The sequence below is a fragment of the Pandoraea sp. XJJ-1 genome (assembly GCF_026802345.1).
GTDB lineage: Bacteria > Pseudomonadota > Gammaproteobacteria > Burkholderiales > Burkholderiaceae > Pandoraea > Pandoraea cepalis.
The window spans coordinates 501,382-519,871 of record NZ_CP113827.1; the positions used below are offsets into that span (position 1 = coordinate 501,382).

Sequence of the window (18,490 nt, forward strand, 5' to 3'; positions counted from 1 at the left end):
GGAGCGACTCAATATGAAGCTGATAACCGCAATTGTGAAACCCTTCAAGCTCGACGAGGTGCGCGAAGCCCTCTCGAACATTGGCGTGGCGGGGATTACGGTGACCGAAGTCAAGGGCTTCGGCCGCCAGAAGGGCCATACCGAGCTGTATCGGGGTGCAGAATATGTCGTCGACTTTCTGCCGAAGGTGAAGATCGAGGCGGTCATCGGCGACGCCCTGCTCGATCAGGCGATCGACGCCATCGAGCAGGCGGCCCGCACCGGCAAGATCGGCGACGGCAAGATTTTCGTGTCCAACGTCGAACACGTCGTCCGAATCCGTACGGGAGAGACCGGCGAAGACGCGCTGTGAAGGTCCTACAAAAGAGACAACAAATCATGAAAAAACTGCTTGCCAAACTGTTGCTCGTCGCCGCCTTCGCAGGCGTCGCGGGCACGATGGGCCTCGGCTCGACCGCCGCGCTCGCGCAGGACGCTTCGGCGCCTGCCGCCGCGTCGGAGACGGCGTCACCCGCAGCGACGGCTGCGACGCCGGCGGCTGCGCCTGCACCTGCACCGTCGGCTCAGGCCGCTGCGCCGGCACCCGCCGCTGCAACGCCCGTGCCACCGAACAAAGGCGATACGGCCTGGCTGCTGACCTGTACCGCGCTGGTGATTTTGATGACGCTGCCCGGCCTGGGCCTGTTCTACGGCGGTCTCGTCCGCTCGAAGAACATGCTCTCGGTGCTGATGCAGTGCTTCATCATCTTCTCGCTCGTGGTCGTGCTGTGGTCGATCTACGGCTACAGCATCGCGTTCACCGAGGGCGGGGCGTTCTTCGGGGGCTTTGATCGTCTGTTCCTGAAGGGCATGACGCCGGACTCGATCGCCGCGACCTTCAGCAAGGGCGTGAATGTGCCGGAATACGCGTACATGGCGTTCCAGGCCGCGTTCGCCGCCATTACCTGTGCGCTGATCGTCGGGGCGTTTGCCGAACGTACCAAGTTCTCGGCCGTGCTGCTCTTCACCGTGATCTGGTTCACGTTCTCGTACCTGCCGATCGCCCATATGGTGTGGTTCTGGTCGGGTCCGGACGCTTACACCGACCCTGCCGCCGCCGACGCCGCCACGGCACATGCCGGCTGGCTCTTCCAGAAGGGCGCGCTCGATTACGCAGGCGGTACGGTGGTGCACATCAATGCCGCTATCGCCGGTCTGGTCGGCTCGTACATGGTCGGCAAGCGTGTTGGCTTCGGGAAGGAAGCGTTCAAGCCGCATTCGCTCACGATGACGATGATCGGTGCCTCGCTGCTCTGGTTCGGCTGGTTCGGCTTCAACGCCGGCTCGGGGCTGGAGGCCAACGGCGGTGCCGCGCTCGCCTTCGTGAACACGCTGCTCGCCACCGCGGCTGCAACGCTGTCATGGACGGCGGGTGAGTGGATCGGCAAGGGCAAGCCGTCAATGCTCGGTGGTGCCTCGGGGGCTGTCGCAGGTCTGGTGGCGGTGACGCCGGCCGCCGGCTTCGTCGGCCCGATGGGCTCGATCGTGCTCGGCCTGCTTGCCGGTCTGATCTGCCTGTGGGGGGTGAATGGCCTGAAGCGCCTGCTCAAGGCCGACGACGCGCTCGACGTGTTCGGCGTGCATGGCGTGGGCGGTATGCTCGGCGCGATTCTGACGGGCGTGTTCGCGGCCCCGTCGCTTGGCGGCACGGGCATCTACGACTACGTGGCCAACAAGGTGGCGCCGGACTACTCGATCGCCGGTCAAGTCTGGATCCAGCTGCAGGCCGTGCTCACCACGGTCGTCTGGTCGGGCGTGGTCGCCTTCATCGCCTTCAAGATCGCCGACATCGTGCTGGGTCTGCGGGTGCCGGAAGACGAAGAGCGCGAGGGGCTGGACATCACCTCGCACGGCGAATCCGCTTATCACAACTGATGACGCAGACGTCGGTGGGGGGCGTTTGCCCCACCGCTCGACGCTGTGACATCGCATGGTTTAGGCCCGGCTCCGGCCGGGCGTGACTTCCAACAAGCGCCCGCGAATCGGCAACGATGCGCTGCCAACCTCGGCCCAGGGCGAGCAAGAGAGGTTGCCGGTGGCTGGTCGGACAGCCGCCCCCGGCATTGGACGGGTACCCGGCGGGTACCCGTTTTTTTCGCTTGCGATTCCCCGCTTCGTCCCCATCTTCTCTCACCGCGGCGTGCGCACTCTACGTCCTCCGATCCCGCCCAAGGGTGGGGGGCGCCGAGCGTATGCTCTACAATCGATATTCCATCTGGATATGAGAGAAGCATGGTTCCGCATCTCGTCACGGCTCTGAAAGGCCCTTTGCTCGACCTGGAAAAAAAGATCCTCGATGCGACGCCCGCCATCGAGCGCTGGTTCCGGCTCGAGTGGCAGGAACATACGCCGCCGTTCTATTGTTCGGTCGACCTGCGTAATGCCGGCTTCAAGCTTGCTCCGGTCGACACCAATCTCTTCCCCGGCGGTTTCAACAATCTGGCGCCGGAGGTGCTGCCGCTTGCGGTGCAGGCGGCGATGGCCGCCATCGAGAAGATCTGCCCCGACGCCAAGAACCTGCTGCTCATTCCCGAACGGCATACGCGCAATACCTTCTACCTGCAGAATCTTGCGCGGCTGTCGACGATCATGCGTCACGCAGGGCTCCATGTGCGTCTGGGCAGTCTCTCGGACGACATCACCGAGCCGACCACCATCGAGTTGCCCGACGGTCAGCACGTTGTGATCGAGCCGCTCGAGCGTACACCGCGCCGGCTGGGCCTCAAGAATTTCGATCCGTGTTCGATCCTGCTCAATAACGACCTGTCCGCCGGCATTCCGCCGATTCTCGAAGGTCTGCACGAACAGTACCTCCTGCCGCCGCTGCATGCGGGGTGGGCGGTGCGCCGCAAGAGCCAGCATTTCTCGGCATATGACGACATCGTCAAGAAGTTCGCCAAGATGATCGACGTCGATCCCTGGATGCTCAACCCGTACTTCGCCAAGTGCGAGGGCATCGATTTCGACGAGCGCGTGGGCGAAGAAAAGCTCGCCGATACGGTCGACGCCGTGCTCAAGAAGATCAACAAGAAGTATCGCGAGTACGGCATCAGCGAGAAGCCGTTCGTCGTGATCAAGGCCGATGCCGGTACTTACGGCATGGGCGTGATGATGGTGCACGACGCCGCCGAGATCAAAAACCTGAACCGGCGCGAGCGCACCAAGATGAGTGTGGTCAAGGAAGGCCTCGAAGTGCACGACGTGATCGTGCAGGAAGGGGTCTACACGTTCGAGCGCATCAACGAAGCCGTGGCCGAACCGGTCGTCTACATGATCGATCGGTACGTGGTCGGCGGTTTCTACCGGGTGCACACCGGACGCGGGACCGACGAGAACCTCAACGCGCCGGGCATGCACTTCGTGCCGCTCGCCTTCGAGCATACGGCACTGCCCGATGTCCACGCCAAGCCGGGGGCGGCACCGCCCAACCGGTTCTATATGTACGGTGTGGTGGCGCGTCTGGCGCTGCTCGCGGCGTCGGTCGAACTTGAGCGCACCGATCCGGATCCGGAAACGTATTGACGCGGCACGATCGGCGCGGCGACCAGTGGCATCCGTTCACGCCTTTTCGGTCACGCGTTGGTTTGAGATGTTTCCGAATTTGAGGTGAGGCCCTGCCTGTGCGGCGGCGGCCTTGAACGCTTCAAGTTCCGTGGGGCGAAAAGAAAAAGACGCCCGGCTGGCCCCCCGACTAGCCGGGCGTCACATTTACCGGTCGCCTCATGCAACGACCGGAAATCGGGGCTTCCCTGGGCGGTTCCCCCCGCAAACTGGTTTCCTGCGCTCCCCCTTCGACGGTTGGATCGGTGTACTGTGCCGATCCGCCGTCTCGTTCGCGTCAGCATTGAAGCGATGATGCGACCGTTTGATGTGCACCACATCCCCCGAACGGGGGATGCGCGTCCGTCTCGATGCGGAATAGGAAATTTCCTCGGAATGGGGGTGTCTGGGAGGCACATGGAAATGCACGGGGATTTACGCACGGGCCTTCGTCAAATCCATCAACTGCCGGTACCGACGCTGGGCTATCTGCCGCTGTGGCTGGAGACGCTGCGCCGACGTCTGGCAGCGGATGGCGTCGCCGCGCTCTGGTGTCATGCGTCGGACGACCCGGCCGCGACGGCCGAGGCCACCTGCTGGTACGCACCGCAGGCACCGCTGTCGGCCTGCGAGCGGTTTGCCGCCAGCGATTGGGCGATGCCGCCGGTGGCGGAGTTACAGCGCTCGCTCGCGCACGGCGAGCTGTTATGCGGTCATGCGCGGCGCTCGCGGGGCGGTCTGGCCGCGGCGCCCTGGTCGTTGCGTCGTCCGCCGGAACTGGCGGGATGCCTCGCCGACGGGGACTTGCTCGACGTTTGTCTGTTGCCGGCGCCCCGGGCGTGCGACGAGGAAGCGGCGCGCAGCGACGGCGCCGATCTGTTGCCCATCGCACCCCCCGGCGTGTTGCGATTGTTTGTTTCGCGCCGCAGGTCGCAGCCGCGTTTCACTGCGCGCGAAGTGATGGCGTTCGAGACAGCCGCCGCCGAATTCGCCACGCCACCCAAGCGCCCCGGTTTTCCGCCGATGACCGCGATGACCGCGATGACATCGCCTGCGCAGTCCCTTCGGCCCGAGCCGTCGGGCGCGATTGGCGATGACGTGGCGGGTACGATTGTCTGGCATCGGCGTCAGCCGGAGTGGGCCGACCCCGCGGCGCTGACGCTCATGCGACGGGTCTGGCAACGCATGCCGGGGCGGGCTTGGCCCGACGCGTGCGTCGTAGTGCAGGCGTGTCAGACGCTGGTCGACGAACTCAGACTCCACCCATCGGATGCCTCGTCGCCGGGTGTGCCGGTCTGCACGGCGGTCGAGGTGCCGGGCGGCACGCTGCATCTGCACGCCACGCACTTGTGCGGGATGGGGGGGCGAGCGACCGAGCGCGTGCGCATTGCCCTGCACCTGGCCGTGCCGCCCGCCATCCGGCTGCTGCTGCGTCTCTGGGAGACGGGACTGACCCCGGTGCAGCGCGAGATCGCGATGCGGTTGCTGGCTGGGCAGTCGCGCGCCCAGACGCGCGAGGCTTGCGCGATTGGCGTGCAAACGCTCAAGACGCATTTGTCGCTCATGCGCGCCCGTCTGGACCCCGTGCGCGACGCATCGCTGCTGCTCGGGCTGGGCGGGACGGCGACGCTCGGAAGCGGCGCACGTGCGCTGGGGGGGCGCGGCGCGCCGCTCGTCGAGGCGACGCACAGCGGCAAAATGGCGCCTCGGCTAGAATAGACGCCTGTCGCCGCTGCCCGCGGTGTGTGCATCCGAACCCCCAAAGACTCCCGCCGATCGATGCAGATTCTCTTTATCGCCGACCCGCTCGACCAGTTCAAGATCTACAAGGACACCACGTTCTCGATGATGCGCGAGGCCGCGCGTCGAGGGCATCGCATCTTTGCGTGCGAGACGCACGAGATGGCATGGCAAAACGCGGCGGTCGATGCGCGCGTCAGGGAAATTCGCCTGACGGGCGATGCGATAGCCTGGTACGACGTGGTGCAAACGCGGGTGAGCGCGCTCACCGAGTTCGACGCCGTGCTCATGCGCAAGGACCCGCCGTTCGACATGGAGTACATCAACGCCACGTGGCTGCTGGAAGTCGCCGAGCGCGCCGGTGCCCGGGTGTTCAACAAGCCGAGTTCGATTCGTGATCACTCCGAAAAGATGGCGATCGCCGAGTTTCCGCAGTTCGTGACGCCGACCTTGGTCACGCGCGACGCGAACCGCCTGCGCGCCTTTCACGACGAACATGGCGACGTGATCTACAAGCCGCTCGACGGCATGGGCGGCACGGGGGTGTTCCGCATCGGGCCGGATGGCCGCAACCTTGGGTCGGTCATCGAAATGCTCGGTGAATACGGGGCCAGCTCGGTGATGGCGCAGCGCTTCATTCCCGAGATCGTGCTGGGCGACAAGCGGATTCTCGTCATCGGCGGCCAGGTCGTGCCGCACTCGCTGGCGCGCATCCCGCAGGGCAATGAAGTGCGTGGCAACCTTGCTGCCGGCGGCGTGGGCGAGGCGCGCGACCTGACGGCGCGCGATCGTCAGATTGCCGAAACACTGGCGCCGATCCTCTGGCAACGTGGTCTGCTGCTCGTAGGGCTCGACGTCATCGGTGATTGCCTCACGGAAGTGAACGTCACGAGTCCGACGTGCTTCCAGGAAATTACGGAGCAAACCGGCTTCGACGTGCCGAAGATGTTCATCGACGCGCTGGAACGGGCGGTGTAAGGCAAATCCGGGGCCGGTCGGGCGACGAGTCGTTTCAGACAGCCCCTAACTTGATGAAAATTCGGGTTTTTTGCGCGCCTGCTAAAATAACAGTCCCAAAAACGACAGGTTCGCGTTCGCCGTTGTGTTTGTCTTCCAAACACGCGCGGCGCTTGGCGTACCTAGCATCATGGCTGGAATTCTGATTATTGCTCACGCACCGCTCGCCTCGGCACTTCGCGAGTGTGTTTCGCATATCTACGGCGGTTGTCCGGCGCACATCGGCGCGATCGACGTTGTGCCCGACCAGGACACGGCGGCACTCGTCGTCACGGCGCGTGAACGCCTCGCGCAGTTGCACGAAGACAACGGCGTGCTGGTCCTCACCGATCTGTTCGGGGCCACGCCGTCGAATGTTGCTGCGCAACTTGTCGATCCAAAGGTGCGCGTGCTCTCGGGGGTGAACCTGTCGATGCTCATCAAGGCGGTGTGCTATCGCTCGGTGCCGCTCGACACGCTGGTGGAGAAGGTGCTTTCGGGCGGATCTAAAGGTATTCTGGAAGTCGGCGCGGGTGCGCCGGCCACACACACTACGTCACACTGAAACATGCTTCGACAAGAAACGACGATCGTAAATAAATTGGGCTTGCATGCCCGGGCATCGGCAAAGCTGACGCAATTGGCGGCGAAATTTCAGAGTGAGGTTTGGCTGACCCGGAATGGTCGGCGCATCAACGCGAAGAGCATCATGGGCGTCATGATGCTGGCTGCCGGGATTGGCGCGACGGTCGAAGTGGAGACCGAAGGCGCTGACGAGCAACAAGCCATGGATGAAATCCTGGCGCTCATCGCGAGCAAGTTCGGCGAAGGGGAGTAACACGCCGTTGCGGTGAGTCGCGGTGCGCCGCGAGCGTCGATCGCGCCTGTGCCCAATGGCGACTCACCGTGCCGAGCGCCGCCCGTACGCGGCAAAATACACGGACTTCGGTCGAATCATCCGCCTCTGAACCGGGAGACTTCCTTGTCTTTCACCCTGCACGGCATTCCCGTTTCCCGCGGCATCGCAATCGGACGCGCCTACTTGCTCGCGCCCGCCACGCTCGATGTCCCGCACTATCTGCTTGACGCCACCCAGGTCGATGAAGAAATCGCGCGCTTTCACGGCGCGCAGGCGACTGTCCAGCACGAACTCGATACCCTCAAGGTTGAACTGCCCCACGATGCGCCGGGCGAGATGGGCGCATTCCTGGATGTTCACTCGCTGATCCTCAACGACACGTTGCTCGCCGACGCCGTCATCAAGCTGATTCGCGAGCGCCGCTACAACGCGGAATGGGCGCTGACCACACAGCTCGAGGTGCTCGTCGCCCGTTTCGAGGAGATCGACGATGAGTATCTGCGAGAGCGCCGCGCCGACATCGAACAGGTGACCGAGCGCGTACTCAAGGCGCTCGCCGGTACGCCCGGCATTCGCCATGTGGTGGCTGAGACGCCACGCGACGACATGATCGTCGTGGCCCGCGACATCGCGCCGGCCGACATGCTTCAGTTCAAGTCGCAGACGTTCAAAGGCTTCGTCACGGATCTTGGCGGCAAGACGTCGCATACAGCCATCGTCGCGCGCAGCCTGGGCATCCCGGCGGCGGTCGGCGTCGCGCAGGCCAGCCTGCTCATCAAGCAGGACGACGTCATCATCATCGACGGCGATCACGGTATCGTCATCGTCGACCCGGCGCCGATCGTGCTCGAGGAGTACAGCTACCGCCAAAGCGAGCGTGCGCTCGAGGAGCGCCGTCTGCAGCGTCTGAAGCATTCGCCCGCGCAGACGATCGACGGCACCCACATCGAGTTGCTGGCCAACATCGAATTGCCGGAGGACGCGGCGACGGCGGTCGCCGCCGGCGCGGTGGGCGTCGGGCTGTTTCGCACGGAATTCCTCTTCATGAACGAAAAGGAGGCGCCGGCGGAAGAGGCGCAATTCGAGGCGTACAAGCGCGCCGTCGAATCGATGCGAGGTCTGCCGCTGACGATCCGGACCATCGACGTTGGCGCCGACAAGCCACTCGACAGTCATGAGTCGTACGAGACGGCGCCGAACCCCGCTCTGGGGCTGCGGGCCATTCGCTGGAGCCTCTCCGAGCCGCGCATGTTCCTCACGCAGTTGCGCGCCATTTTGCGCGCGTCGGCTTTCGGCAAGGTGCAGGTTTTGTTCCCGATGCTCGCGCATGCGCAGGAAATCGACCAGACACTCGAACTCGTTCGCGAAGCGAAGGCGCAGCTCGACGCGGCGGGCCTGCTCTACGACCCGGGCGTGAAGCTGGGCGCAATGATCGAAGTGCCGGCGGCGGCGCTCACGGTGTCGATGTTCCTGAAGCGGCTCGACTTCCTGTCCATTGGCACGAACGATCTGATTCAATACACGCTCGCGATCGATCGCGCGGACAACGCCGTCGCCCATCTGTACGACCCGCTGCATCCGGCGGTGCTGCGACTGATCGCCATGACCATTCGCGAAGCGCATGCGTTCGGCGTGCCGGTGGCAGTGTGCGGGGAGATGGCGGGCGATCCGACGGCGACCCGTCTGCTGCTCGGCATGGGCCTGCGCGAGTTTTCAATGCATCCGAGCCAACTGCTGCAGGTCAAGCAGGAAATCCTGCGGGCGCATCTGCCGGATCTGGAACGGCCGGTCCAGGAGCTGCTCGCCGCCACTGAACCCGAGGAGATGCAGGCGGCGCTGGCGCGCCTGGCGGCGGCCTGACGGGCAGGCCGGGGCGTCGCGCATCCCCCACAAGTACGAAAAAGCGGGCGTCCTGTCACAGGGGGCCCGTTTTTTTCGCCCGCGCTCAGCGGGCGTTGAGCGCGATTTGAGGGTTCGTGCGACGCCCGGTCAACGTCGGCCGGACCCTATGCCTTCAGTGGCGCTGGCCGCAGACCTTGCACTCCGGATTGCGGGCGCAGTGCATGGTGTGCCAGCTCATTCTGAGGGCGTCGAGCATCTGTAGGCGCCCAACGAGCGGCTTCCCGATGCCCGTGATGAGCTTGATCGCTTCGGCCGCCTGCATGCTGCCGATAATGCCTACGAGCGGGGCGAGAACCCCCATCGTGGCGCAGGCCTGCTCGGGGAAAGGTTCGTCGGCGGGAAAGATGCATTCGTAGCACGGCGACGCGTCGTCGCGCACGTCGAATACGCTGATCTGCCCGTCGAAGCGCAGGGCCGCGCCGGACACGAGCGGCACCCTCGCCGTGACACAAGCCCGATTGACGGCGTGACGCGTGGTGAAGTTGTCCGACCCATCGAGCACCACGGTGGCGCCGCGGGCGAGCGCTGTGAGCTGCGCTTCGTCCACCCGTGCGGTGACGACGTCGACGACCACGCCGGGGTTGATCTGCGCAATGCGGTCGCGTCCGGAGACCACCTTGGGCCGACCGACGCTGTCGGTGTCGTGAAGAATCTGGCGTTGCAGGTTGGTGAGATCGACGTCGTCGTCGTCGATCAGCGTGATGCGTCCGATGCCGGAGGCCGCGAGGTAAAGCGCGGCGGGCGAGCCGAGACCGCCTGCGCCCACGATCACGGCGTGGGCCGCGAGCAGACGCTCCTGACCCTCGATACCGAGTTCGTCGAGCAGGATGTGGCGGGAGTAACGCAGCAACTGGTCGTCGTTCATCGCAAAACGGAAAAGAATAAAAAAACCGTGCCGGCTTTCGCGGGCACGGTTTGTAGTGTAAAGCCGATGCTTACTTCTTGTCCGACGGTTTGGCCGGCGTCGCGGCGGGGCTGGCAGCCTTGGACGCGTCCTTCGGCATCGGGCCGGCGTTGGCTTCCAGACGGGACTTCGTGCGTTGGACCGGCTCGCCCTTGAGCTGATGAACGGCCTGCTGGAGCATGAAGTCGTCGGCGCTGCCCAGATCCGGCAGGCGCGCGTCTCGCTCCTTCTTGCGCTCTTCCGGCGTCTTCTTGGCGTTTTCTTCCTCGAGGCGGCGCAATTCTTCCAGGCGACGGGCTTCGCGGGCGTCGATGGCCTTCTGCTCGTCGGGCTTCTGCGTGTTGTGCAGATGGTTCTGGTAGTCGATTTCACGCGTAACCAGCACGTCTTCCGGATCGCCCTTCGGATTCTGGTCGACCGGCACGTCCGGCGTGATGCCGATGGATTGGATCGAGCGGCCGCTCGGCGTGTAGTAGTAGGCCGTGGTCAGACGCAGCGCTGTGTCCGGCGACAGTTGACGCACGGTCTGCACGGAGCCCTTGCCGAAGGTCGTCTTGCCCATGATCAGCGCGCGCTTCGAATCCTGCAGCGCACCGGACACGATCTCCGAGGCCGAGGCCGAGTAGGCATTCACCAGCACGACCATCGGCACCGTCTTCCAGAAGGCGGCTTCGCCCTTGAGCGGATCGTCCGGGCTCGCCGACAGGCGGTAGTTGTCGAAGGTGGCCGTGTACTTCTGCTTGGCGTCTTCGATCTGGCCGTTGGTCGTCACGACCGTGGCGCCTTCCTTCATGAAGGCTGCCGACACGCCGACGGCCGACTGCAGAATGCCGCCACCGTTGTTGCGCAGGTCGAGCACGAGACCCTTGATCGGTTGATCCTTGGCCAGCTCCTGCAGCTTCTTGGCCAGATCCGGCACCGTGCGTTCCTGGAAGCTCGTGATGCGCACGTAAGCGATGCCCGGCTCGAGCATCTTGCCCTTGATGCTCTGGACGCGAATTTCCGCACGCACGATGGACACCGGGAACGTGCGCTCGTCCGACTTGCGGTAGATGGTCAGCGTGACCTTGCTGCCGGGTGCGCCACGCATGCGCTTGACCGCCTGATCGAGGGTCATGCCGCGCACGGGTTTGTCATCGATGCGGGTGATGAGGTCGCCGGGCTTCAGGCCCGCCTTGAAGGCCGGGCTGTCCTCGATCGGCGAGATGACCTTCACGAGGCCGTCTTCCTGAGAGATCTCGATGCCAAGACCGGCGAAGCGGCCACGCGTCTGTTCCTGCAACTCCTTGTATTCGTCCTTGTCGAGATAGGACGAATGCGGATCGAGGCTGGACACCATGCCCTTGATGGCTGCGGTCAGCAGCTTCTTGTCGTCGACCGGCTGCACGTACTCGCGCTTGATTTGACCGAACACTTCGGCCAGCAGCCGGAGCTGTTCGAGCGGCAACGGCGTGGTAGCGGTTTGTGCGGAAGCCTGCGAGAACGCGAGGGTGGCAGCCGCACCGGTTGCGAGGCCCAGCACGATCAGGCCGATGTGTTTGAGGGTTTGGCGCATATAGGCGTGGAAATTCCGGATTTTTCGGGGCGCCCGCCAAGGGGCGCGCGCACTTTGGCGAAGTATAACCGTTTGCCCGCAGGGCGGGCATTGCCCATTCGACAGGGAGTTTTCCTGAGTGGTTCTACGAAAAGTTCCGGTTGCGGCGACTTTGTGGGGGATGTTTCCGGCACGCGGCTCGATAACGGCGGGCTTTCGCTGGCGGAGCGAGCATTGGCGAGGATTGGACCTCGCGGGGCAGGATGCCCGAAAGCGATGGAAATCGTGTTACGGCGCGTTACTGGAGGGGGCAGCGGGGGACGTGCTGGGGGGAAGTGCCGCGAAAGCGGCGGAAGGGAGAGACGTAGCGGCGCGCCAAACGGGGGGCGAACGCGCCGCAAGGGGGCGGCGCGCTCGGTGTCATCAATTGGCGCAGGCGAGGATCGACGATTACTTCGACTTGCCTTGCGCGGCCACGGCGGCCAACGCGCCGGCGATCTTCTCCGCGTCGCCCAGGTAGTAATGCCGGATGGGCTGGAGGTCGGCGTCCAGCTCGTACACGAGCGGCGTGCCGTTCGGGATGTTCAGGCCGGCGATATCGTCGTCCGAAATGTTGTCGAGATGCTTGATGAGCGCGCGCAGCGAATTGCCATGCGCGGCGACGAGCACCTGCTTGCCGGCCCGCACGGCCGGGGCGATCGACTCGTTCCACAACGGCAGCACGCGCGCCACGGTGTCCTTCAGGCATTCCGTGAGCGGAATCTCGTCGCGCTTGAGCTTGGCGTAACGCGGGTCGCGGTACGAACTACGCTCGTCATCCGCGGCCAGCGGCGGCGGCGGCGTGTCGTAGCTGCGGCGCCAGACGTGCACCTGTTCGTCGCCGTACTTGGCGGCGGTCTCGGCCTTGTTCAGGCCGGCGAGCGCACCGTAGTGACGCTCGTTCAGGCGCCAGCTATGGATGACGGGAATCCACATCTGGTCCATGGCGTCTTGCACATGCCAGAGCGTGCGGATCGCCCGCTTGAGGACCGACGTATAGGCGAGATCGAACGCGTAGCCGGCGTCAGAGAGCAATTTGCCGGCCTGAATGGCTTCGGCGGCGCCCTTCTCGGTCAGGTCGACGTCGACCCAGCCGGTGAAGCGATTTTCCTTGTTCCACGTCGATTCGCCGTGGCGGATGAGAACGAGCTTGTACATGAGAAAACGTCAGTCAGAGTTGGAAAGCGGGGGCAGCCGGCGAGCGCATTGCTACACGCCGCGCCTTGCGCAGCAAGGCCCGGCAAGGGGATTTGCGGCAACAATTCAGAGACGTTCGGGGGCGCGGCGAGGGGGCCGCCGACGTCCGGCGCAGCGATTGGCAACGCAACCCGTCGGCGCAATCACGGATTATTTTATAATGATCGGATTCTTTTGATATTTTTCAGGTGGTTTGTGACGTTCTTTACTGATTACACCAACCTCGCGCTGATCGCCATTGCCCTCGTTTCGGGGGGCATGCTGGCATGGCCCGTATTCAAGCGTGGCGGGCGCGGTCTGTCGACTGTGGAAGCGACCCAGCTCATCAACCGTAAAGGCGCCGTGGTGCTCGATGTGCGTTCTGGCGAAGAGTTCGCCGCAGGCCACTTGCCCTCCGCGCGCAATCTGCCGCTCGACGACGTCGAACAAAAGGTCGGGCAGGTCATCAAGAACAAGGCCGCGCCGGTCCTGATCGTGTGCAAGAACGGGCAGGGCGCCGCGCGCGTCCAGACGTTGCTGCGCGGTCTCGGCTACGCCGAGGCGTTCAGCCTCCAGGGCGGCATTGCCACCTGGCAGGAAGCCGGCCTGCCGGTCGTGAAGTAATCGAGGAATCGCCAGTCATGCCGAAGATCGTGATGTACAGCACGCAAGTGTGCCCGTATTGCCAGATGGCGGAGCGACTGCTGCGTCAGCGTGGCGTTCAGGAAATCGAGAAGGTTCTGATCGACAAGGAACCCGCCCGCCGCGAGGAAATGATGACGCGCACAGGGCGCCGCACCGTGCCGCAGATCTACATCGACGAGCGCCACATTGGCGGTTACGACGATCTGTCGGCACTCGACCGTGCCGGCGGCCTCGTGCCGCTCTTGCAAGCCGCCTGATACCGCCCGCAAAATAGTGCGCCCAGCCGCGTGTCTGCGCGGCTGTCTTATCCCAAGGAAACAAAATGTCCGACCAGAATCAGCCGTTTTTCAGCATCCAGCGCGCTTACTTGAAAGATTTGTCGCTCGAGCAGCCGAATTCGCCCGCGATCTTCCTCGAGCAAGAGATGCCGACCGTGGAAGTGCAATTGGACGTCGCCGCCGAACGCCTGGCCGAGGAAATCTTCGAAGTCGCCGTGATTGCCACCGTGACGGCCAAGATCAAGGACAAGGTCGCGTTCCTGGTCGAAGGTAAGCAAGCCGGTATCTTCGAGATTCGCAACGTGCCCGTCGAACAACTCGACCCCCTCATTGGCATTGCTTGCCCGACGATCGTCTACCCGTACCTGCGCGCCAACGTGGCCGATGCCATCAGCCGTGCCGGGTTCCAGCCGATCCATCTGGCCGAAGTGAATTTCCAGGCACTGTACGAACAGCGACTGGCGCAACTGGCCGAGCAACAAGCGGCCAACGGCGAAACGCCGGCCCCGGGCATCGTGATGCCCGACGGCTCGGCCGCCCAGACCCACTAAGCGCTTGCGCTTGATCGACGCGACGGCCGGCCCGGCGTCGGCCTTCGCGTCGAGGCCTCTCTCATGAAGATTGCCGTATTCGGTGCAGGTGCCTGGGGCACCGCGATGGCGAGTCACATGGCGGCACGCCATGAGGTTGTCCTTTGGGCGCGCGATGCGGCGCTCGTGAAGCAACTGAACGCCTCGCACGAAAATTCCCTCTACCTCCCTGGTTCGCCGCTGTCGCCTCGTCTGCGATTCGAAGCCGACTTCGCAACGGCGCTCACGCATGGCACGGGTGAACGCGCCTTGTGCGTAGCGGCTGTGCCCGTGGCCGGCCTGCGGGCACTGGCCGGCCATATGGCGCTTGCGGCCGATGCGCCGCACAACCTGATCTGGCTGTGCAAGGGTTTCGAGTCCGATACCGGACTGCTGCCACACCAGATCGTTGCCGAGGTCTTCCCTCAGGTGGCGGGCGGCGCGCTCTCCGGGCCGAGTTTCGCCCGCGAAGTCGCCCAGGGACTGCCGGCGGCGCTGACCATTGCGAGCGCGGTGCCGTCGCTGTGCGAACTGACGATCGCCGCGTGTCACTTCGGCGCACTGCGCATCTATTCGAGTGACGACGTGGTCGGCGTCGAGGTCGGCGGCGCCGTGAAGAACGTGCTCGCCATCGCCACGGGTGTCAGCGACGGACTCGGTCTGGGACTCAATGCCCGCGCGGCGCTCGTCACGCGGGGTCTGGCCGAAATGACCCGCCTGGGCGTCGCGCTGGGCGGCAAGCCCGAGACGTTCATGGGGCTGGCCGGCATGGGTGATCTGATCCTGACGGCAACGGGCGATCTGTCGCGCAATCGTACCGTCGGTCTGCAACTGGCGTCGGGCAAGTCGCTCGACGACGTGCTGGCATCGTTGGGGCACGTCGCGGAAGGCGTACGATGTGCACGTGCGGTGCGCGATCTGGCCCGCGCGCACGGTGTTGAAATGCCCATTACCGACGCGGTATGCGCTACGCTGTTCGAGGGGCTACCGGCCCGTGCGGCGGTGGAATCCCTGCTGCGGCGCGATGCCCGCGCGGAACGAGAGGACGACACCCCTGCGGGGTGAGGCGTCACCCTGACGCTTCACTGGCACGTTGCGACGTTGTCCGGTCTCGCCCGGCGCAGCATGACCGGCCTGCGATGCTTCGCAGGATAGTCGGCGCGCCGTTTCCCCGATGGCGGAATCCCGTCGTCGGCACTCGCACAAGGGAGTCGAACCCATGTCGCCAGTTGCCCATCTCCACACCTCCGAAGGCGATATTACGCAATCGTCGGTCGATGCCATCGTGAATGCCGCGAACGAATCGCTGCTGGGCGGCGGCAGTGTCGACGGGGCGATCCATCGTGCCGCCGGCCCGGAATTGCTGGACGCCTGTCGCAAACTGCAGGGTTGCGCGACGGGACAGGCCAAGCTCACACCGGGATTTCGACTCAAGGCGAAATACGTGATTCATACGGTGGGGCCGGTATGGCACGGCGGCGCGAACGATGAGCCTGCGCTGCTCGCGAGCTGCTATCGCGAGAGCTTGCGTCTGGCGGCGGCGCACGGCTGTCGCAGCGTAGCGTTTCCGGCCATCAGTTGCGGCATCTACGGTTATCCCCCCGAGCTGGCGGTGCCGCTGGCTGTCTTCGCCGTGCGCGACGCGCTGCCGCATTTCCCGAGCATCGAGCACGTCGAGTTCGTTTGTTTCGACGGTGCGATGCTGGCGCGTTATCGCGCCGAACTGGCGAGTCAGGACCCGCCGGCGTAACCCTGTTGACGCCACGCCTCGAAGACCACGACGGCAACCGTATTCGAAAGATTGAGGCTGCGATTGCCCGGGCGCATCGGCAGTCGCACGCGCTGCGTCGCGGCGAATGTATCGAGCAGTTCCGGGGCGAGGCCGCGAGTTTCCGATCCGAACACAAACCAATCGCCCTTGGCGAACGACAGCTCGCCGAAGGGGCGCGAACCGCGCGTCGTCAACGCGAACATGCGCGTGGGATCCGGCGCTTCTGCGCTCAGAAACGCGGCCCAATCCCGGTGGACCTTCATCTCGGCATACTCGTGATAGTCGAGCCCGGCGCGGCGCATACGCGCGTCGTCGAGCGGGAAGCCTAGCGGTTCGATCAGGTGCAGGCGCGCGCCCGTATTGGCACACAGGCGAATGACGTTGCCGGTGTTCGGCGGAATTTCGGGGCTGACGAGAACGACGTTGAACATGAGCGTTGAGACAGAGTTATGAGGTGAGCGGCGTGCGCAATGCGACTGCCGCAATCACATGCGCTGCGCCGGCGCGTTTGAGGGCGGCGGCCGCGGCGTCGCACGTCGCACCCGTCGTCATCACGTCGTCGATAAGCACAATCCGACGCCCACGGACTTGGTCGCTCGCGACGAAGGCGCCGCGCAGGTTGCGTCGGCGTTCATCGCGCGACAGGCGTCGCTGCGCGGCGGTCGTTCGCTCACGGTGCAGCACGTGGGCGCTGGCGGGCAGATGCGCCCGCCGCGACGCGACCCGCGCGAGTTCCCACGCCTGGTTGAAACCCCGCGTCGCGAGTCGCGACGGCGCAAGCGGTACGGGCACCAGCAGCGCAGCCTCGTCTCGGCAATTCGAGAGGGCGTTGCCGAGGCGTTCGCCGAACTCGCGTGCGAATGGCAGGGCGCCATGGTATTTCAGACGAATCATCAGCGCATCGAGCGGTGCCACGTAGTCTGCGAGCGTCAGTGTCGTGTCGAACGCAGGTTGCAACCGCAGACATTGTCCGCACACGAGCGGGGGTGGGGTGCGGCAAATTGTCGCACCTCCGATGCCTTGCGAGTCCGTTTCGTCCGCGTAAGTGGGCCGCGATGGCAATGCGACCGCACATTGGCGACAGCGCAACGGCGCATCAGGCCGGTCGGCGTCGAAGGCGTGTGCGCAATCGGCACAGATCTGCCGCGGTGCGCGCCGGTGGCAAAGCGCGCAGTGATCGGGCAACGCCATGCGCAGCCACCCGCCAGCAAGCTTGGCGAGCGTTGGCAAGGTGGCAGGGAGGAAGGGCAAGGTGATAGCGGCGATGAAGTGGTGGGAAGGCGGGGCGGTCGACATCGTCGATGCTCGGCATGGAACGGCGTGCGCCGGGGCGCGTGGCGGTGCACGATGCATTCGGACAGCAACGAGTATACTGCCGACTCGCCTTTTCGCCCGTCCCATGAAGCCTTCCGCCGCTCCCCCGACCCCGTCCGCCGCGTTCTCCGCTCGCTTTTTGCGCACTGCGTTCGACCGCCGAGCGCCGAACTGGCCGCAGGCCGACTTCCTGATGCGGGAGGTGGCATCGCGGCTCGCGAGCCGACTCGATTACATCAAGCTGAAGCCGACCCGCGTGCTCGATGCCGGATGCGGCACGGGCGGCGATTTGCTGAGCTTCGGCGAGCGTTACCCCGAGGCCTATCGCGTGGGGCTCGATGCGTCGCTCGCGATGGTCAAGGCCGCCGCGGCGGCAGGCGCAGCAACCGGTTGGCGCCGACTGCTGCGCAGTGCGCCGCCCTATGGCGTCGTGCAGGCCGATTTCTCCGCGCTGCCGTTCGCGCCGCGCACCTTCGATCTCGTCTGGTCGAACCTCGCGCTCCATTGGTATCGCGAGCCGCATCGCGTCATTCCCGAATGGCATCGCGTGCTTGGCAACGACGGTTTGCTGATGTTTTCGGCCTATGGTCCCGATACCCTGCGGGAGTTGCGAGCGGCGTGGGCGGAAGTCGATGACGCGCCGCATGCCCTTGAGCCGACGGACATGCATGACTTGGGCGACATGATGGTGGCGAGTGGATTCGATACCCCCGTCACGGACATGGAGCGCCTCACGCTGACGTTCGAAACGCCTGACACATTGCTGCGCGACGTGCGTTTGCTCGGCGTGAATCCACGACCCGAGCGTCGTAGGGGCCTTACCGGGCGGGCGCGTCTTGCGGCTTTGCGTGCGGCGCTGGAACGTCAGCGCGGTGCGGACGGCACGATCGCATTGACGTTCGAACTCGTCTACGGGCACGCCTGGAAAATTCCCGAGAAGACCGATGCGGCCGGCAATGCCGTCGTTCGCCTTCAGGACATCGGACGCGGCGGCCGGCCTCGCTGAGTTTCGCTGAGTTTCGCGGACCCGGCCCCTCCCGCTGGCGCCCTGACACCCCACCGTATCCTGCGTCCTACACGACCTTGCAGGTGTTCTGCGCACGCCCGATTCGCTTAAATGGCGCTTCACGGCGTGCATGAGCACAGGGCCTTGCGGATTGCCTTCGCTACGCCACGCCATCGAA

General features: G+C 64.8%; 19 protein-coding genes. 14 read left to right on the top strand and 5 right to left on the bottom strand.

From position 1 onward, the window contains the following. The first annotated feature begins 13 nt into the window (after positions 1-13). From OYT13_RS02235 to ptsP, 8 genes are all read left to right on the top strand, one after another. The gene (locus OYT13_RS02235) at positions 14-352 is read left to right on the top strand and encodes a P-II family nitrogen regulator (RefSeq protein ID WP_010804740.1); all 339 of its coding nucleotides are present in this window, start codon (positions 14-16) and stop codon (positions 350-352) included. 86 nt (positions 353-438) lie between these two features. Then, positions 439-1,914, top strand: coding sequence for an ammonium transporter (gene amt, locus OYT13_RS02240; protein ID WP_268567837.1), 1,476 nt, complete (start codon positions 439-441; stop codon positions 1,912-1,914). Positions 1,915-2,271: 357 nt separating this feature from the next. Further along, the gene (gene gshA / locus OYT13_RS02245; protein ID WP_017232716.1) at positions 2,272-3,561 is read left to right on the top strand and encodes a glutamate--cysteine ligase; all 1,290 of its coding nucleotides are present in this window, start codon (positions 2,272-2,274) and stop codon (positions 3,559-3,561) included. A gap of 435 nt (positions 3,562-3,996) precedes the next feature. Further along, the gene (locus OYT13_RS02250) at positions 3,997-5,298 is read left to right on the top strand and encodes a helix-turn-helix transcriptional regulator (protein ID WP_268567193.1); all 1,302 of its coding nucleotides are present in this window, start codon (positions 3,997-3,999) and stop codon (positions 5,296-5,298) included. A 60-nt stretch (positions 5,299-5,358) separates the two neighbouring features. Then, entirely contained in the window at positions 5,359-6,297 is a 939-nt protein-coding gene (gene gshB, locus OYT13_RS02255) for a glutathione synthase (RefSeq protein ID WP_017232714.1), read from the top strand. 169 nt (positions 6,298-6,466) lie between these two features. Continuing rightward, the gene (locus OYT13_RS02260) at positions 6,467-6,880 is read left to right on the top strand and encodes a PTS sugar transporter subunit IIA (protein ID WP_017232713.1); all 414 of its coding nucleotides are present in this window, start codon (positions 6,467-6,469) and stop codon (positions 6,878-6,880) included. A gap of 3 nt (positions 6,881-6,883) precedes the next feature. Next, positions 6,884-7,153 carry an HPr family phosphocarrier protein gene (locus OYT13_RS02265; protein ID WP_017232712.1) on the top strand — a complete coding sequence of 90 codons (270 nt, stop codon included), beginning with the start codon at positions 6,884-6,886 and terminating at the stop codon, positions 7,151-7,153. Between the two features lie 144 nt (positions 7,154-7,297). Beyond that, complete coding sequence (gene ptsP / locus OYT13_RS02270) at positions 7,298-9,034, top strand: phosphoenolpyruvate--protein phosphotransferase (protein ID WP_442796451.1); 1,737 nt, start codon at positions 7,298-7,300, stop codon at positions 9,032-9,034. A 154-nt stretch (positions 9,035-9,188) separates the two neighbouring features. Here ptsP and OYT13_RS02275 read toward each other — a convergent pair whose 3' ends face one another. The 3 genes from OYT13_RS02275 to gpmA form a co-directional block, all read right to left on the bottom strand. Continuing rightward, on the bottom strand, positions 9,189-9,941 hold the full coding sequence (locus tag OYT13_RS02275) for a HesA/MoeB/ThiF family protein (protein WP_017232710.1): 753 nt from the start codon (positions 9,939-9,941) through the stop codon (positions 9,189-9,191). Between the two features lie 70 nt (positions 9,942-10,011). Further along, the gene (locus OYT13_RS02280) at positions 10,012-11,535 is read right to left on the bottom strand and encodes a S41 family peptidase (protein WP_017232709.1); all 1,524 of its coding nucleotides are present in this window, start codon (positions 11,533-11,535) and stop codon (positions 10,012-10,014) included. Between the two features lie 429 nt (positions 11,536-11,964). Further along, on the bottom strand, positions 11,965-12,711 hold the full coding sequence (gene gpmA / locus OYT13_RS02285; RefSeq protein ID WP_268567194.1) for a 2,3-diphosphoglycerate-dependent phosphoglycerate mutase: 747 nt from the start codon (positions 12,709-12,711) through the stop codon (positions 11,965-11,967). Between the two features lie 234 nt (positions 12,712-12,945). Here gpmA and OYT13_RS02290 point away from each other — a divergent pair, with 234 nt between their 5' ends. The 5 genes from OYT13_RS02290 to OYT13_RS02310 all read left to right on the top strand — a co-directional run bounded on the left by OYT13_RS02290 (position 12,946) and on the right by OYT13_RS02310 (position 15,971). After that, positions 12,946-13,353 carry a rhodanese-like domain-containing protein gene (locus OYT13_RS02290; RefSeq protein ID WP_017232707.1) on the top strand — a complete coding sequence of 136 codons (408 nt, stop codon included), beginning with the start codon at positions 12,946-12,948 and terminating at the stop codon, positions 13,351-13,353. Positions 13,354-13,370: 17 nt separating this feature from the next. Next, a complete protein-coding gene (gene grxC / locus OYT13_RS02295) occupies positions 13,371-13,631 on the top strand; it encodes a glutaredoxin 3 (protein WP_017232706.1) in 261 nt (86 codons plus the stop codon). A gap of 65 nt (positions 13,632-13,696) precedes the next feature. After that, positions 13,697-14,203 carry a protein-export chaperone SecB gene (secB, locus tag OYT13_RS02300; protein ID WP_017232705.1) on the top strand — a complete coding sequence of 169 codons (507 nt, stop codon included), beginning with the start codon at positions 13,697-13,699 and terminating at the stop codon, positions 14,201-14,203. 63 nt (positions 14,204-14,266) lie between these two features. Continuing rightward, entirely contained in the window at positions 14,267-15,286 is a 1,020-nt protein-coding gene (locus OYT13_RS02305; RefSeq protein WP_017232704.1) for an NAD(P)H-dependent glycerol-3-phosphate dehydrogenase, read from the top strand. Between the two features lie 154 nt (positions 15,287-15,440). Continuing rightward, positions 15,441-15,971, top strand: a complete 531-nt coding sequence (locus OYT13_RS02310) for an O-acetyl-ADP-ribose deacetylase (protein WP_150551805.1) — start codon at positions 15,441-15,443, stop codon at positions 15,969-15,971. Here OYT13_RS02310 and trmL read toward each other — a convergent pair. Together trmL and OYT13_RS02320 are read right to left on the bottom strand one after the other, a co-directional pair. Further along, complete coding sequence (gene trmL / locus OYT13_RS02315; protein WP_017232702.1) at positions 15,953-16,423, bottom strand: tRNA (uridine(34)/cytosine(34)/5-carboxymethylaminomethyluridine(34)-2'-O)-methyltransferase TrmL; 471 nt, start codon at positions 16,421-16,423, stop codon at positions 15,953-15,955. The genes OYT13_RS02310 and trmL overlap by 19 nt on opposite strands. Positions 16,424-16,439: 16 nt before the next feature. Further along, a complete protein-coding gene (locus OYT13_RS02320) occupies positions 16,440-17,288 on the bottom strand; it encodes a ComF family protein (RefSeq protein WP_157211379.1) in 849 nt (282 codons plus the stop codon). A gap of 103 nt (positions 17,289-17,391) precedes the next feature. Here OYT13_RS02320 and OYT13_RS02325 point away from each other — a divergent pair, with 103 nt between their 5' ends. Further along, a complete protein-coding gene (locus tag OYT13_RS02325) occupies positions 17,392-18,312 on the top strand; it encodes a methyltransferase domain-containing protein (RefSeq protein ID WP_017232700.1) in 921 nt (306 codons plus the stop codon). Positions 18,313-18,490 lie beyond the last annotated feature (178 nt).